16 protein-coding genes and 2 tRNA genes are annotated in these 16399 nt (G+C 56.9%); 16 read left to right on the forward strand and 2 right to left on the reverse strand.

Going from position 1 to position 16399, the window contains the following annotated elements:
* Window positions 1-111: 111 nt before the first annotated feature.
* The 7 genes from FVV99_RS07980 to FVV99_RS08010 all read left to right on the forward strand — a co-directional run bounded on the left by FVV99_RS07980 (window position 112) and on the right by FVV99_RS08010 (window position 8095).
* Window positions 112-1161 carry a threonine aldolase family protein gene (locus FVV99_RS07980; RefSeq protein ID WP_148253509.1) on the forward strand — a complete coding sequence of 350 codons (1050 nt, stop codon included), beginning with the start codon at window positions 112-114 and terminating at the stop codon, window positions 1159-1161.
* A gap of 222 nt (window positions 1162-1383) precedes the next feature.
* Entirely contained in the window at window positions 1384-3306 is a 1923-nt protein-coding gene (locus FVV99_RS07985) for a PrkA family serine protein kinase (protein WP_148253510.1), read from the forward strand.
* A 91-nt stretch (window positions 3307-3397) separates the two neighbouring features.
* Window positions 3398-4684: a YeaH/YhbH family protein gene (locus FVV99_RS07990; protein WP_148253511.1), complete on the forward strand. Its 1287-nt coding sequence runs from the start codon at window positions 3398-3400 to the stop codon at window positions 4682-4684.
* Window positions 4685-4746: 62 nt separating this feature from the next.
* Complete coding sequence (locus FVV99_RS07995) at window positions 4747-6294, forward strand: SpoVR family protein (protein WP_148253512.1); 1548 nt, start codon at window positions 4747-4749, stop codon at window positions 6292-6294.
* Between the two features lie 88 nt (window positions 6295-6382).
* Entirely contained in the window at window positions 6383-6856 is a 474-nt protein-coding gene (locus FVV99_RS08000; RefSeq protein ID WP_148253513.1) for a methylated-DNA--[protein]-cysteine S-methyltransferase, read from the forward strand.
* A 41-nt stretch (window positions 6857-6897) separates the two neighbouring features.
* On the forward strand, window positions 6898-7173 hold the full coding sequence (locus FVV99_RS08005; protein WP_148253514.1) for an Lrp/AsnC family transcriptional regulator: 276 nt from the start codon (window positions 6898-6900) through the stop codon (window positions 7171-7173).
* Window positions 7174-7240: 67 nt separating this feature from the next.
* Window positions 7241-8095: a DNA/RNA non-specific endonuclease gene (locus FVV99_RS08010; protein WP_148253515.1), complete on the forward strand. Its 855-nt coding sequence runs from the start codon at window positions 7241-7243 to the stop codon at window positions 8093-8095.
* Between the two features lie 74 nt (window positions 8096-8169).
* On the opposite strand, the gene FVV99_RS08015 is transcribed toward FVV99_RS08010, so the two are convergent.
* Together FVV99_RS08015 and FVV99_RS08020 are read right to left on the reverse strand one after the other, a co-directional pair.
* Window positions 8170-8256 (reverse strand) — tRNA-Leu (locus FVV99_RS08015).
* A 42-nt stretch (window positions 8257-8298) separates the two neighbouring features.
* Window positions 8299-8385 (reverse strand) — tRNA-Leu (locus FVV99_RS08020).
* A gap of 204 nt (window positions 8386-8589) precedes the next feature.
* Here FVV99_RS08020 and rnr point away from each other — a divergent pair.
* The 9 genes from rnr (at window position 8590) to FVV99_RS08065 (ending at window position 16375) form a co-directional block, all read left to right on the forward strand.
* The gene (rnr, locus tag FVV99_RS08025; RefSeq protein ID WP_148253516.1) at window positions 8590-11022 is read left to right on the forward strand and encodes a ribonuclease R; all 2433 of its coding nucleotides are present in this window, start codon (window positions 8590-8592) and stop codon (window positions 11020-11022) included.
* A 33-nt stretch (window positions 11023-11055) separates the two neighbouring features.
* Window positions 11056-11844, forward strand: a complete 789-nt coding sequence (gene rlmB / locus FVV99_RS08030; protein WP_148253517.1) for a 23S rRNA (guanosine(2251)-2'-O)-methyltransferase RlmB — start codon at window positions 11056-11058, stop codon at window positions 11842-11844.
* A gap of 131 nt (window positions 11845-11975) precedes the next feature.
* Complete coding sequence (rpsF, locus tag FVV99_RS08035; protein WP_148253518.1) at window positions 11976-12371, forward strand: 30S ribosomal protein S6; 396 nt, start codon at window positions 11976-11978, stop codon at window positions 12369-12371.
* Window positions 12372-12397: 26 nt separating this feature from the next.
* The gene (rpsR, locus tag FVV99_RS08040; RefSeq protein ID WP_016415881.1) at window positions 12398-12625 is read left to right on the forward strand and encodes a 30S ribosomal protein S18; all 228 of its coding nucleotides are present in this window, start codon (window positions 12398-12400) and stop codon (window positions 12623-12625) included.
* 12 nt (window positions 12626-12637) lie between these two features.
* Window positions 12638-13489: a hypothetical protein gene (locus FVV99_RS08045; protein ID WP_148253519.1), complete on the forward strand. Its 852-nt coding sequence runs from the start codon at window positions 12638-12640 to the stop codon at window positions 13487-13489.
* Window positions 13490-13504: 15 nt separating this feature from the next.
* Window positions 13505-13951, forward strand: coding sequence for a 50S ribosomal protein L9 (gene rplI / locus FVV99_RS08050; protein ID WP_148253520.1), 447 nt, complete (start codon window positions 13505-13507; stop codon window positions 13949-13951).
* A gap of 169 nt (window positions 13952-14120) precedes the next feature.
* Window positions 14121-15512 (forward strand): replicative DNA helicase, encoded by a 1392-nt coding sequence (gene dnaB / locus FVV99_RS08055; protein ID WP_148253521.1) that lies wholly within the window; start codon window positions 14121-14123, stop codon window positions 15510-15512.
* Between the two features lie 59 nt (window positions 15513-15571).
* Window positions 15572-15865 carry a hypothetical protein gene (locus FVV99_RS08060; protein WP_148253522.1) on the forward strand — a complete coding sequence of 98 codons (294 nt, stop codon included), beginning with the start codon at window positions 15572-15574 and terminating at the stop codon, window positions 15863-15865.
* 207 nt (window positions 15866-16072) lie between these two features.
* Window positions 16073-16375: a DUF6482 family protein gene (locus FVV99_RS08065; RefSeq protein ID WP_148253523.1), complete on the forward strand. Its 303-nt coding sequence runs from the start codon at window positions 16073-16075 to the stop codon at window positions 16373-16375.
* Window positions 16376-16399: the final 24 nt, after the last annotated feature.

Here is a 16399-nt window from a genome sequence, read left to right on the forward strand (position 1 = left end):
CCATGCGGATGGTAGACTAAAGATGGCGCATGCACTGTGCCATGATTCAGGGGCTGCGATGGCACCCGGTCGCAGCCTATCGACAATAACCCGTGTAAGGATACTCTCTCCATGCGATCCGATTGCACTCCGCGGTTTCTTGCCAGTGACAACACGTCCGGTATTTGTCCTGAAGCCCTGGAATCCCTTCTGGAGGCCAACCGCTGTGACGACCTGGCGTACGGCAACGATCTCTGGACCGACAAGGCGGCTGAACGTTTCCGCGAACTTTTCGATTACGATTGTGAGGTTTTCTTCGTATTCAACGGTACGGCCGCCAACTCGTTGGCGTTGGCCGCCATGGGGCGTAGTTACCATAGTGTCATCTGTCATGAACTGGCGCATATCGAGACGGATGAATGCGGAGGGCCGGAATTCTTTTCCAATGGTGCGAAATTGCTGACCAGTTCCGGGGAGCACGGCAAGCTCACGCCGGAGGGTATCGAGCAACTGGTGGTCAAGCGTAGCGACATCCACTACCCCAAGCCGCGTGTCGTATCGCTGACACAGGCCACCGAGGTGGGCACGCTGTATGATCGCGAGGAGTTGCTTGCCATCCGCGCCATGGCCGATAAATACGACTTGCGTGTGCATATGGATGGGGCCCGGTTTGCCAATGCCTGTGCAGCGTTGCAGTCATCTCCGGCGGAATTGACCTGGCAGGTGGGTGTCGATGCCTTGTGCTTCTCTGGAACCAAGAATGGCCTCGCCATGGGCGAGGCCATTCTCTTCTTTAACCGAGATCTGGCCGAAGATTTTGCCTGGCGATGCAAGCAAGCTGGCCAATTGGCCTCCAAGATGCGGTTTATTGCCGCACCCTGGCTGGGGCTGCTGGACAGCGGTGCCTGGTTGTACAATGCCCAACACGCCAATGCCATGGCACGTTATCTGGCCGACGGGTTGTCGGGACTACCAGGGGTCGAAATGATGTTTCCCCCTCAAGCCAACAGTGTATTCGTCAGCCTGCCGGCAGTTGCCGTTGAGTGGTTGCGTGAACGCGGTTGGACCTTCTATACCTTTATCGGCGCCGGTGGTGTGCGTTTCGTTTGCTCCTGGAATACGACCACCGAGCTGCTGGATGCCTTGTTGGCCGATGTGAAATCGGTCTTGGGGGTATCCTGAATGCGTCAGCCGAATGCCTGGGTGCAGCGGACAGTGGATCGACCATTTTTCAACGAACCTAGCGTCCTCATTGCGTTCTCAGGATGTAGGGCGCAGTCTCATCCAAGCGTTGAAATCTCTCATCGACGGTCAATTGCTAAATCCGTCTACGCTTATAGATAGGTCATCCCTCGTCGGCAGTGACGATCCCAATGACCGAGGGTTCGTGCTAAGGAGGCTTTAATGAGCATCTTCGATCATGTGCAGAGTCGCTATGAACAGTTCCAGCAGGAAGAGATGAGCTTGCAGGAGTATCTTGAGCTTTGCCGGCGCGATCCAAGCGTATATGCGTCGGCTGCCGAACGTATGCTGGAAGCGATTGGCGAGCCGGAGGTGATCGATACCGCCAAGGACTCTCGGCTGTCACGAATCTTCTCCAATAAAGTGATTCGACGGTATCCCGCGTTCGCCGAATTCTATGGCATGGAGGAGGCCATCGAGCAGATCGTGGCCTATTTCAGGCATGCTGCCCAAGGTCTCGAGGAGAGGAAGCAGATTCTCTACCTCCTGGGCCCCGTGGGTGGCGGCAAGTCATCCTTGGCTGAGCGTCTCAAGCTACTCATGGAACGCGTGCCCTTCTACGCCATCAAGGGGTCACCGGTCTATGAATCGCCGCTCGGGTTGTTCTCGCCTGAAGATGACGGTGAGTTGCTGGAAAAAGAGTACGGTATACCTCCGCGTTATCTGAAGAGTGTGATGTCGCCCTGGGCGGCCAAACGTCTCAAGGACTATGAAGGGGATATTTCCCAGTTCCGAGTCGTGCGACTCTATCCCTCACGTCTCAATCAGGTGGCGATTTCGAAGACGGAGCCGGGCGATGAAAACAACCAGGACATCTCGTCGCTGGTCGGTAAGGTGGATATCCGTCAGCTGGAACTCTATGCCCAGGACGACGCCGATGCCTACAGTTTTTCCGGCGGATTGTGCAAAGCCAATCAGGGCATCATGGAATTCATCGAGATGTTCAAGGCACCGATCAAGGTGCTGCATCCACTGCTGACCGCGACCCAGGAGGGCAACTACAACCCGACGGAAGGCATGGGGGCGATACCGTTCGATGGCATCGTCCTGGCCCACTCCAACGAGAGCGAGTGGCAGACATTCCGCAACAATCGCAATAACGAGGCCTTCCTTGACCGTGTCTATATCGTCAAGGTGCCTTATTGCCTGCGGGTCAGCGAAGAGATCGATATCTACAAGAAGCTCCTCGAGCATTCATCGCTCGCGGCAGCTCCCTGCGCTCCGGATACATTACGGATGCTGGCGCAGTTTTCGGTGTTGTCACGCCTCAAGGAACCAGAGAATTCCAGTATCTACTCCAAGATGCGGGTGTATGACGGCGAGAACCTCAAGGATACCGACCCTAAAGCCAAGTCGATCCAGGAATACCGGGATGCAGCCGGGGTCGATGAGGGCATGGACGGTCTATCGACACGCTTCGCCTTCAAGATTCTGTCGAAGGTCTTCAATTTCGACAACAGTGAGATTGCCGCCAACCCCGTGCACCTGCTCTACGTGCTGGAGCAGCGGCTTGAGCAGGAGCAACTGCCCAAGGAGACTTTCGAACGCTATCTGCGATTCATCAAGGAGTTCCTGGCACCTCGTTACGTCGACTTCATTGGCAAAGAGATCCAGACGGCCTATCTCGAGTCCTATTCGGAGTATGGCCAGAATATCTTCGATCGGTACGTCACCTATGCCGACTTCTGGATTCAGGACCAGGAGTATCGTGATCCTGAAACCGGCGAAATGTACGATCGGCAGGCACTTAACGAGGAGTTGGAGAAAATTGAAAAGCCGGCCGGGATCTCGAATCCCAAGGACTTCCGCCACGAAGTGGTCAACTTCGTGCTGCGTGCTCGCGCGCAGAACAATGGCATGAACCCCAGCTGGCAGTCCTACGAGAAGCTGCGTAGCGTCATCGAGCAGAAGATGTTCGCCAATACCGAGGAATTGCTGCCGGTGATCTCCTTCAATGCCAAAGCATCCCAGGCGGACAAGAAAAAGCACGAGGATTTCGTGGCGCGCATGGTGGATCGTGGGTATACCGAAAAACAGGTGCGGCTGCTGTCCGAGTGGTACCTACGCGTGCGTAAATCGCATTGATCGTTTGAGCAACGCGTGACGCGCGACCAGAGGTGACGGCGTGGTCGTGGCATGAGTTTCGACCACGCCTCATCCGCAGTGGAGGCCCGCAATGAGCTACTTCATCGATCGACGCGCCAATGCCAAGAACAAGAGTGCCGTAAATCGCCAACGTTTCCTTGACCGCTATCGCACGCATATCAAGCGGTCGGTGGAAGAAGCGGTCAATCGGCGCTCCATCACTGACATGGAGCGTGGTGAAAAGGTCTCGATCCCGAGTCGTGATATCTCGGAACCGGTGTTCCAGCATGGCACTGGGGGAAAGCGTACGATCGTCAGTCCCGGAAACAAGGAGTTCGTCGAAGGGGATCGCCTGCGTCGGCCTGGCGGCAGTGGTGGGTCAGGCGACGGAGCTGGCGAAGGAGGTGCTTCCAATCAAGGGGAAGGCATGGATGAGTTTGCTTTCAGCCTGACCCGCGAGGAGTTTCTCGATTTCGTCTTCGATGGCCTTGAGTTGCCGCATCTGCAGCGCAAACAGCTGTCGGATGTGGAAGAAACACGACCGGTACGTGCCGGTATCGCCCGTGAAGGGGTGCCAGCACGTATCAACATCGTACGCTCGATGCGCGAGGCTTACGCCCGCCGGATCGCCATGCGGGCACCCATTCGACGTGCCTTGCGCGAGACGCAGCAAGCGCTGGAAGAAGAAGAGCGCAAGGATCCCGTGTTACGCAACCCATCGCGCATCGCTGAGCTCAAGGCCGAGATCGAACGACTGGAAAAGCGTCTGGAAGCGGTTCCTTTCGTCGATACCTACGACCTGCGCTACAACAATCTCGTCGACCAGCCCCAGCCATCCAATAAAGCGGTGATGTTCTGCGTCATGGATGTGTCCGGTTCCATGACACAAGCTCACAAAGACATTGCCAAACGCTTTTTCCTGCTGCTCTACCTGTTTCTGGAACGAAACTACGAGAAGGTCGAGTTAGTCTTCGTACGACATCACACCGCAGCCAAGGAAGTCGACGAGGATGAGTTCTTCTACTCTCGCGAGACGGGGGGCACCATCGTGTCCAGTGCGTTATCGCTGGTCGATGAGATCATCACCGATCGCTATCCGCCGGGGCAGTGGAATCTTTATGTGGCTCAGGCGTCCGATGGCGACAACTGGGATGACGATTCGACCACATGCCGTGGTTTGCTGCTCGATTCGTTAATGCCGAAGTTGCAATACTTCACCTATGTCGAAATCACACCGCATGCCCACCAGGCGTTGTGGGAAGAGTATGAAACGGTGGCCGCGGAGTTTCCTTCCCGCTTCGCCATGCGACAGATCGTGGAGGGGGGCGATATCTACCCAGTGTTCCGCGAGCTCTTTCGCCGCCGGGTCGAGGCTTGATGTCCTCTGGCCGGCTCAGACGGCGTGAAGGCGACTAGCCGAAAGGCGAGGAGGTAGCGACGATGCGACAGACCCCGATTAGCAGTGGTTCCGACTGGAACTTCGAGGTGCTGACCGAGTTCGAGCGAGAAATTGCGCGATTGGCCGACGAGTATCGTCTCGATACCTACCCCAACCAGATCGAGATCATCACGTCCGAGCAGATGATGGATGCCTATGCCAGCATAGGCATGCCGGTGGGCTATCACCATTGGTCGTTCGGCAAGCAGTTCCTGGCTGTTGAGCAGGCCTACCGGCGTGGTCAAATGGGGTTGGCCTATGAACTGGTCATCAACTCAGATCCCTGCATCGCCTACCTGATGGAGGAGAATACCTTGATGATGCAGGTGTTGGTCATGGCCCACGCCTGCTATGGGCATAATTCCTTCTTCAAGGGCAACTACCTGTTCCGTACCTGGACCGATGCCGGGTCGATCGTCGATTATCTGGTGTTTGCGCGCAAGTATGTGGCTGAGTGTGAAGAGCGGCATGGGGTGACGGCCGTTGAGCAGTTGCTCGATGCGTGCCATGCGCTACAGAACTATGGTGTGGACCGTTATAAGCGGCCTTCGCCGATTTCGGCCGCAGAAGAAGCGCAGCGTCAGGCTGAGCGAGAAGCGTATCTACAGGCACAGGTCAATACGCTGTGGCGCACGATTCCTGGGTCGCCGGACGAAAGCGCTGCCACTGACGAGTTCGATGAAGAAGATCCGCTGGGGCTGCATCAGAGTGGGCGCTATCCGCCGGAACCGCAGGAGAATCTGCTGTACTTCATCGAGAAGAATGCTCCGCTCCTGGCTCCTTGGCAACGGGAAATCGTGCGTATCGTGCGCAAGTTGGCCCAATATTTCTATCCACAACGCCAGACTCAGGTCATGAACGAAGGTTGGGCAACATTCTGGCATTATACCCTCATGCATCGGTTGTTCGATGAAGGATTGGTGGATGATGGGTTGATGCTCGAGTTCCTGCAATCGCATACGGCAGTGGTCAATCAACCGGCATTCGATAGCCCCTATTTCAGTGGCATCAACCCTTATGCACTGGGGTTTGCGATGTTCACCGACATCAAACGAATCTGTCAGGAACCCACCGACGAAGACCGGGAATGGTTTCCCGACATCGCCGGCAGTGACTGGTTGGAAACCGTGCATTTCGCCATGCGCAACTTCAAGGATGAGTCCTTCATTCAGCAGTTCCTGTCGCCCAAGGTGATCCGTGATCTCAAGTTGTTCACCGTGGTCGATGACGACCAGGACGATATGTTGACCATCAGTGCCATCCATGACGAGCGTGGCTATCAGCGGATTCGTGAGGAACTCGCCAATCATTACGCCTTGTCGGTGCGTGAGCCCAATATCCAGGTGTACTCTGCGGATATTCGGGGCGATCGTTCCCTGACATTGCGTCATGTGCAGGATCGGCGCCGCCCCTTGGCCAAGAGTGTCTACCCGGTGATGCGCCACCTGCATCAACTGTGGGGGTTTACGGTCAAGCTGGAGTCGATCGAAGAGGGCGATGTCGTGCGTCGCTATCAGTGGCCATTGCCGGAAGAGTCCGGCAGTGATTAAGCGACCCGTGCGTCCATCAGTCGGGCCGCTGCCGACACGCGCCCGGTATCGGGTATAGTTGCCTGCCGCGAGTCTGTGAGGAAACACCATGCAATACACCCTGTTTCCCTCTCCGTTAGGGGAGGTTCTTCTGGCTGGTCGAGGTGGTTCGCTCTGTCGAATCATGTTCATGGAGGGGGAGGCTGCCAATACGTCGATTCCCGCAGACTGGCAGCGAGACGAAACGACGTTCACGGAGGCCAAATCCCAAGTACTGGGCTACCTAGAAGGACGTCGTCGTTCTTTCAGTCTCGACCTGGCACCTGATGGCAGTGAGTTCCAGCGGCAAGTCTGGGCGGCACTGCTTCGCATTCCGTATGGCCAGACACGCACCTATGGTGAGTTGGCGCGCCGTTTGGGTCGGCAAGGAGCAGCCAGAGCCATCGGGGCGGCCAACCGTGCCAATCCGTTACCGGTTGTCATTCCTTGTCATCGCGTGGTAGCGGCCAGCGATATTGGCGGATACAGTGGCGGGAAGGCCCTCAAGCGGCAATTGCTTGCGCTGGAAGGTATCCGGGCTTAATGTCTTGATCCCACGAACCCTATGAACGCAAGGAGCGCCCCATGCAGAACGCCGTCATCCTCATCAATGTCGATAAGGGCCAGGTCCGGAGTGTCGCCGAACGACTGGCGGATGTCGAAGGCATCAGCGAAGTCTATTCCACCTGCGGCCGTTACGACCTGGTGGCGATTGCCCGTACACGCGACTTCGAGAGCCTGGCTATGCTGGTCACCGAGCATTTGAATCAGGTCGATGGCATCCAGGACACTGAAACACTCAATGCTCTTCAGGTGCATTCACGGCATGATCTGGAAACCATGTTCTCCTTGGGATGGTAAGCCAGGTGTCTTGCTCCTGCTGTTGAAACGTCGCGAAACGAACGGGTATTGGTAAAAGCGGACGCTGATGAAGACATGGAACGTATGGCGCCGTTTGCGACGTCAAATTGGAATCGGTCTGATATTTGCCGTAGTTGCCGGCGGCCTGTGGTATTACCAGGAGAGCGAATATCGTGAACGGCTAAGCTGGCAGGGAGTCCCTGAATGGGACGTACTGACGCCATTGAGTTGGCATCGTGTGTTACGCAACGATGGTTTTCTGGTCGGCTGGTCAGATGTGCGTGTCAATCCGTTGTGGGTCAGTTATCTGCTGCGCGATGTCGATAGTGGTCGTATCGATGAGCGCCCTGACTTTCGTAGGGATTGGCGATCAGTGTGGCCGGTAGCGGCGACGAGCTATCGTGGTAGTGGCTATGATCGAGGGCACCTGGCGCCGAATTATGCCATGGCAACCGTCCACGGCCGCCATGCGCAGCAGGATTCATTCCTGATGAGCAACATCTCCCCGCAACGCCCCGCTCTCAATCGGCAGCTATGGCAACGGCTCGAAGAAGTGGTCATTGATCATTTCGTCCCTCGTTTCGGGCGTCTGCAAGTCATCACCGGGCCGATCTTTCATGACGATTTTTCCCAGGGAGTGTTTCACCGTGTGGGATTGGTCGAAGTACCCGAAGCGTTCTACAAGATTCTCGTGGTGCCTGGCGATGCGCCTCGTGCCTTGGCGTTTCTCATGCCTCAGGATGTCCAGGGCGACGAGCCGTTGGATCGTTTTCTGGTGAGCATCGATGAGATCGAGGCTCGCACCGGTCTGGATTTCATGCCTGAGCTGGAAGCGGGGAGGCAACGACAGTTGGAATCCAGAATACGCACTGAAGGCTGGAATCTCGAACCGTTGGCCAGCTTGCCGGGACGCTACGAATGAAGAGAGTCGACAAGGACGGACGGTGAACCGTCGTGAATCATGCCAAGGAAGGCGTCGTGTCGCCGGCTGGGCTTTGGTGCCCAGGAGAGGACTTGAACCTCCACGTCCGTAAGGACACTAGCACCTGAAGCTAGCGCGTCTACCAATTCCGCCACCTGGGCGAACACGACTCGATCGAAGAGTATCTGGCGATTACCGTTGATTGGTGCCCAGGAGAGGACTTGAACCTCCACGTCCATAAGGACACTAGCACCTGAAGCTAGCGCGTCTACCAATTCCGCCACCTGGGCAAGTGGCGCGTATGATACCGATTCCACGATACAATGCAAGCCCATTGTGAGTACCGGCTCCGCTTTTGCATCGCCAGTAACAAATATGATAGCGACGGTTGGGTCATGTCCCGCTCGGCGCTATACTGCGCGGATGAAACTGAACCTGCTTTATATTGCCTCACGACCGCGTAGATTCGCGTACTCTCTTTCAAGGACGTTCTCATGACTCACTGGACGCTCAGCGATGACCCGCACGCGGCACGTGAAGCCCGCAAATACGAGAATCCCGTTCCCAGCCGTGAATATTTGCTCAGGCGGCTGAAAGAACACGGCAAACCTCTTGCCCACGAGGATATGAGCGAGATGCTCGGCCTCGAAGATGATGAGCAGCAAGAAGCCGTACGCCGCCGGCTGGCCGCCATGGAGCGCGATGGTCAGGTGCTGCGTAACCGACGGGGCGCCTATGCACTGATCGACAAGCTAGATCTGATCAAGGGCAAGGTGCTGGGACACCGTGACGGCTTCGGCTTTCTCATCCGGGATGATGGCAAGAAGCCTGACCTGGTACTGCCGCCACGGCAGATGCGTCGCGTTTTTCATGGTGACCATGTGCTTGTGCGTATCAGTGGTCGCGACCGCCGTGGCCGTGATGAAGCGACCATTGCAGAGATACTGGCTCGCAACACGCAAACGATCGTTGGGGTTTACCGACAGAACAGCTCTGAGTTCGGTGTCCTGATTCCCGAGAACTCCCGCATTTCGCAGGAGGTAGTGATTCCTCACAGTGCCTGCGGGGGTGCCAAGGATGGCCAGGTAGTGTCGGCGCGGATCGTCAAGCAGCCGGAAACTCGAGTTCAACCGGTGGGTGAAGTGGTCGAAGTGTTGGGTGAACGCTTGGACCCGGGAATGGAAATCGATATTGCCATTCGCAGTCACAATATCCCGGCCGACTTCCCCCCTGAAGTGGATGAGCAGATCGGCGGCATGTCGGCAGAGGTGGCGGAGTCAGACAAGGCGCATCGTGTCGATCTTCGTCACATTCCTTTCGTCACGATCGATGATGAAAGCGCCAAGGATTTCGACGACGCTGTCTGTGCTTGGAAGACCAAGTCGGGTAGCTGGAAGCTGCTGGTCGCCATTGCTGATGTGTCTCACTATGTGCGCCCCGGGTCACCGCTGGATCAGGAGGCGCATATACGGGGCAACTCGGTGTATTTCCCGGGGCAGGTCGTTCCCATGCTGCCGGAGTTGTTATCCAACGGCCTGTGCTCTCTGAATCCTCATGTCGATCGTCTATCGCTCGTGTGCGAGATGAACATTTCGAAAACCGGAGCGATCAGTCGCTATCGTTTTTACGAAGCCGTTTTCCAGTCGCATGCGCGTTTGACGTACAACAAGGTCGGCGCGATTCTGCAGGAGCCGGATAGCGATCAAGGGCGCGAGTTGCGTGAACAGTATCGAGAGCTGGTGCCATCGCTCGAGAAACTTCATGCACTCTACAAACTGCTGCGGCAGGCGCGTGTCGAGCGGGGTGCGATCGATTTTGAAACGACGGAAACCGAAATCGTCTTCAATGATGAGCGCAAGATAGAAACGATCATTCCGCGGCAGCGCAATGATGCCCACAAGATCGTTGAAGAGTGCATGCTGGCAGCGAATGTGGCGACGGCCCGCTTCCTCGACAAGCATGACCTGCCGGCGCTGTATCGCATTCACCAGCCACCCCCCCCTGAACGCCTCGACAAGCTGCGGCTGTTCCTTAATGAGCTGGGATTGTCGCTGGGCGGCGGAGATGAACCCACACCGCAGGATTATCAGGCCCTGCGTGAGGCGGTCAAGGATCGTCCGGATGCTGATATCATCCAGACGGTCATGCTGCGTTCGATGAATCAGGCGGTCTATTCGCCGCACAATGAGGGGCATTTCGGGCTGGCCTATGCCGCCTATGCACATTTCACGTCGCCGATACGGCGTTATCCCGACCTGCTGGTGCACCGGGCGATTCGTTCGGTGATCCGCGGGCCACGGCAGACCAATACGGTGCTTCGCGCTGAAGGTGCTCCGGTCGATCCGCCCAGCCAATGGTGCCCTTATACATTCGAGCAAATGATCGAGCTGGGGGAACACTGCTCCATGACCGAGCGTCGTGCCGACGAGGCGACACGGGATGTGGAGGACTGGCTGAAATGCGAGTTCATGTCCGACAAAGTCGGCGAAGTTTACGAAGGCTCCATTGCTTCGGTAACGCAGTTCGGCATCTTTGTCCGGCTGGATGACATTTATGTTGAAGGCTTGGTGCATGTCACGTCGCTGCCTTCCGATTATTATCACTACGAACCGGAAAAGCATCGCCTGAAAGGCGAGCGCTCCGGCATGTCCTATCGTTTGGGCGATGGAGTCACGGTACGAATTGCGCGCGTCGATCTTGATGAGCGCAAGATCGATTTCGACCTGGTAGATGATAAGCCTCGGCATCGTCGTGCGCCACGTCGCCGCAAAGCGGAGAGTGAATCTGCCGTGAAACAGGGCGGTAAAGAGAGTCCGTCACCTTCCGGGCAGCGGAAGTCGCACGGCAAAGGCAAACGCGGGGCGGGGAGTGACAGCAAGGCCAAAGGCAGGCGGCGTGGCCCTCGTAAACCTGGCGAAAAGCAATAGTCGCATGGTCGACGAGAGACAGGAGTAGCGCCGATGGCACGAGATCCTCGTCGTCGTGCACCACGGCAACCGGATGGTCTGGATGCCGTTTACGGTGTGCATGCCGTTACTGCCCTGCTGGAACACGGGCAGTCGCCCAGTGAGCTATGGGTACAGCAGGGAGAGGCGACCTCCCGTCTTGCCGATTTGGTTGCCCAGGCATCTGAACGCGGGGCGGTAGTCCGCTATCACTCCCGAGAAGCGCTTGATGGATTGGCACAAGGCGTGGCTCACCAGGGAATCGTTGCATTCTGTGCGCCGCTGACACCGGGCAATGAAGAAGCGCTGTGGCGCGATCTGGAACGCTGGATGGCGTCGCAGCCACTGCTGTTGATACTCGATGGAGTCACCGATGTACACAACTTTGGCGCGTGTTTGCGTAGCGCCGATGCCGCTGGCGTTAACGGCGTGATCGTTCCCAAGGACAAGGCGGCTCCACTCAATGCAACCGTTCGCAAGGTCGCCTGTGGTGCTGCCGAGTCAGTGGCCGTCTATCGGGTAACCAATCTGGCGCGGACGATGGCACGTTTAAAAAAGACCGGTGTCTGGATTACCGGCACCACCGGCGATGCCGATGCCAGCCTGTATGACGGTGATTATACCGGTCCCACGGCCATGGTCATGGGGGCGGAAGGCAAGGGGATGCGACGCTTGACCCGTGATGCCTGCGACAACCTGGTCAAGCTTCCCATGGTCGGAGCGGTATCGAGTCTCAATGTGTCGGTGGCCACGGGCGTATGCTTATTCGAAGCGCTACGTCAGCGACAGCTTGCAAGGGCTTGATGCGATCACTACAATTACGCGGCTTGTCCGCCTACTTCGGGCAAGTGAAACACTATCCCATATCAACTCCTTGCTTCCTTGGTGCGGCGTTTCTGCCTCAGCTGGAAGCTGTGAAACCGTAAGGAGACTTCATGCGTCATTATGAAATCGTGTTCATGGTCCATCCGGACCAGAGCGAACAAGTTTCCGCGATGGTCGAGCGCTATACCAGCCTCGTCACCGAAAGCGGCGGTCATGTACATCGTCTTGAAGACTGGGGACGTCGCCATCTGGCCTACCCGATCAACAAGATTCATAAGGCACACTACGTGTTGATGAACATTGAGTGCACCGGTGAGACTCTCGAGGAAATCGAGAATATCTTCCGTTTCAACGATGCCATCATTCGTAGCCTCGTGGTGCGCTGTAAGGAAGCCATTACCGAAGCCTCCCCGATGATGAAGCCGGCAGAAGAGAAGCGTGCTCGCCGTGAAGACAAGCCGCGTGAGCAAAGCGAAGAAACCGCTGAAGCCAACGAAGCCAACTGAGTCAGACACTGAGAGGAGAGTTTTCAATGGCACGCTTTTTCCGTCGCCGCAAGTTCTGCCGTTTTACCGCTGAAGGCGTAAAGCAGATCGATTACAAGGATATCGATACGCTCAAAGCCTATATCACGGAAACCGGCAAAATCGTTCCAAGCCGTATCACTGGCACGCGTGCTCGTTACCAGCGTCAGCTGTCGACAGCGATCAAGCGCGCACGTTATCTGGCGTTGCTGCCGTATACCGATAGTCACCAGTAAGACCAGCGCGCCATGCTGTCGATTGCCCGCTGGTTGATGCGCGGTACTCCCCAGGCAGCGGGAGCCGCGGCGCTGACTGGAGTCATCCCCTGGCTATTCTGGTTCAGTGCCGCTGTCGCCGCACTAGTGACGCTGAGACGTGGACTCGGGCCGGCGACACCGACCATACTGGCAGCCGCTTTGCCGGCTGGTTGGTGGTGGACACAGGGTGATCCCATTCCGTTGGCCAGTGTACTGCTGGTTACCTTGATGGCGGTCGTTTTGCGAGCCCGCATGCGTTGGAGTGAAACGCTGATCGCCGGTGCGCTGGTGGGCGCGGCAATGATTCAGTTAGGAATCTTTGTCCCTCCCGAAGGAGCCGGCCCCTTGCTCGATCAGCTCCGTGCAAGTTCGCCCGACATCGATAGCATGCTGAGTGATCTCGCTGATCAGGGGGTGGCTACTGAAGCACTGGCGGCACTGCTGATCGGTGGCGTGACGGCCCTGATCGTCTTGCTGACGTCGATTGCCTGTTTGGCATTGGCACGTGGCTGGCAGGCGGGGTTGTACAACCCGGGCGGTTTCCGTCGTGAGTTTCATGCCTTGCGACTCGCGCCAAAGGAACTTGCCGTGCTGGTGGCGCTTGCCGTGATCGGCACACTGTTGAGTCTGCCGGCATTATCGATGCTCGTTTGGGTTCCGCTGCTGGTAGCGGGGGTTGCACTGACACACGGTGTTGTTGGTCATAGGGGAATGAACGGGTTGTGGTTGGTGGCTTTCTATGTGTTGCTGGTCACTACCTGGCCCATGATTCTGATCGTGCTGCTGTTGGCCTTGATCGATACGTTTGCGGATTTCCGCACTCGGCTGGCACGCAGCGATTGATAAGAGGTTTACGAGATGGAAGTCATTCTGCTCGATAAGATTGGCAAGCTGGGCAACCTGGGTGACAAAGTCACCGTCAAGCCCGGCCATGGCCGTAACTACCTGGTGCCTCATGGCTTGGCCGTGCCGGCAACCAAGGAAAACATCGAAGCGTTCGAAGCGCAGCGCGCCGAGCTCGAAGCCCAGGCGGCTGAGCGCAAGGCGGAAGCCGAGACTCGTGCCGCTCAATTGGCCGAGATCGAACTCTCTCTGGTGGCCAAAGCAGGCGACGAGGGCAAATTGTTCGGTTCCATCAGCCCGCGTGACCTGGCCGATGCCATTGCGCAAGCCGGTATCGATGTGGCGAAAAGCGAGGTTCGGATGCCGGAAGGGCCGATTCGTCAGACTGGCGAGTATGACATTGAGCTGAACCTGCATGCCGAAGTTTCGACTAGCGTTCGTGTCGTCGTGGTGGCTGAGTAAGCCATCTCGATAGGCTGATCGCGCTTGCAATACGCAAAGGCGCAAGAGGCTTGGCTTCTTGCGCCTTTGCGTGTGCGTCGTTCTCACCATTGCCGCTGATATCGGCAGCGCCTATCGTCATTGAGGTAAACTCTTTGCTGTTATCCTACTGTCGAAGGTCTGTAAGCCCATGAGTGAAACCCTCGAATCCGACCAGGAAACGGCGGCGCTCAAGATACCGCCCCACTCCCTGGAGGCTGAGCAATCCGTGCTGGGCGGCCTGATGCTCGACAATGCCGCCTGGGATGCCATCGCCGAACGCCTGGTAGCGGGTGACTTCTATCGCTATGAGCACCGTCTGGTATTCAATGCCATGGGAACGCTGGCTGAGGGCGGGCATCCGCTGGATGTCGTGACGCTCTCCGAGGCCCTCGAGAATCTAGACCAGTTGGAAACGGTAGGCGGACTGGCTTACCTGGCCGAATTGGCGCGTAATACGCCATCGGCCAGCAATATCCGTGCCTATGGCGATATCGTTCGAGAGCGCGCCACACTGCGAAAGCTGATACAGGCTGCCAATCAGGTGGCTGAAAGCGCTTTCGCGCCCCAGGGGAGGCCAGCTGACGAACTGGTCAACGATGCCGAGCGCCTGATTTTTCAGATCAGTGAAGAGCGTCCCAAGTCCGGTGGCCCCATCGGCATGAGCGATTTGCTGTCCAAGGCAGTGGACCGCATCGATGAACTGTTCAACATGCAGGGCGAGATGACGGGGCTGTCGACAGGGTTTCGGGATCTCGATGACATGACGTCGGGATTGCAGGCATCGGACCTGGTGGTCATTGCCGGGCGTCCCTCGATGGGTAAGACGACCTTCGCCATGAATATCGTCGAGCATGCGGTGATATCCAGCGACAAGCCGGTGATGGTGTTCTCCATGGAGATGCCGTCCGAGGCGTTGATGCTGCGGATGCTATCGTCATTGGGGCGGATCGATCAGACGCGAGTGCGTACCGGGCAACTCGAGGACGAAGATTGGCCACGTCTGACCTCAGCCGTCAACCTGCTCAAGGACAAGCAGCTTTTCATCGATGATACCGCCGCCTTGTCACCCAACGAAATGCGTTCGAGGTTGCGTCGGATGGTGCGTGAATATGGCAATGTCGGACTGGTCATGATCGACTATCTGCAACTGATGCAGATCCCTGGGTTCTCGGAGAACCGGACTGGCGAGATTTCCGAAATCTCCCGCTCACTCAAGGGGTTGGCGAAGGAATTCGGCTGCCCTGTGGTTGCGCTTTCCCAGCTCAATCGTTCCTTGGAGCAACGCCCCAACAAGCGGCCGGTAATGTCGGACCTGCGTGAATCGGGCGCCATCGAGCAGGATGCCGACGTGATTGCCTTCGTCTATCGTGACGAAGTCTATAATCCCGATAACCCGGACAGTCATGGCCTGGCCGAGCTGATCATCGGCAAGCAGCGTAATGGCCCGATCGGTACCGTCCATATGGCATTCATCGGCAAATACACACGTTTTGAAGACCTGGCTCCGGATAGCTATGGTCAGCATTTTGGCGAGGGTTGAGGTGGATATCAGGCACCATATACTCTCCCGCTCGTTCAGCGATGGTATGAGGAGTTGATATGGCAGGTGGATTTCAGCGCGGTCGACGCAAGCGTGCCCCCAAGCTCGAGGCAAGAGGGGAATTGCAGGAGGTCGAGCGCGAAGGCCCGTTCAAGGAGTGGCTGGGCATGCCCGACCTCTACCGCTATCGTTTGGTCGTCGATGGTGAGACGTACAGCTATCAGACGGAAAGTGCCGAACTTCCCGTGGAGATCGGTGACAGGGTCGTGATGCGTTATAAGGAAACCAAGGCCGGCAAATGGGTGGATCGTAATTCACTCGGCAAAGCCATCGACCCCGCCGATTATCAATGAGTTTCCTGCCTGTGCCTGGATGTTGACCCGGGCTGCGGTAGCCCGTGGGAACTCGTCACGGGGCTGAGTGTCACAAAAGTGACGTCAGTAGGACATGATGATGTCATTGGGCACAGCTAGGCTGTGCCCTATTTATAAGAGCGATGACCTTGTTGCAGCCAATGTGTCGCCGGTCATCACCGCAGCCTGAATCTTCGGGAGCACGCCATGGAACTCCATGAATTCAAGACCTTCGTCGGTCAGCACGACAATTACGAGATTCGTGTCATCAGTCACGCGGGTAGTCATATCTATCAGGTGGAACTGGAAGATGTCGAAGGAGAACGACATATGCTGACCCAGCGCGGCAAGCCGATGCTGTTTCGCTCACTGGACGACATTTATCTGGAACTCAAGAGAGTGGGTATTCACCAGGCCTATCTGGTCCAGTATGTTGCCCATGATGAAATGATCGGACACGAAGTCCATTACTCTCACCCCCTGGCGTCCAGAATGCCACTGGTGTTTTGAGTCGCTCTGCCTCCACTGTTTGTG

The sequence above is a fragment of the Aidingimonas lacisalsi genome, from assembly GCF_008079445.1.
GTDB lineage: Bacteria > Pseudomonadota > Gammaproteobacteria > Pseudomonadales > Halomonadaceae > Aidingimonas > Aidingimonas lacisalsi.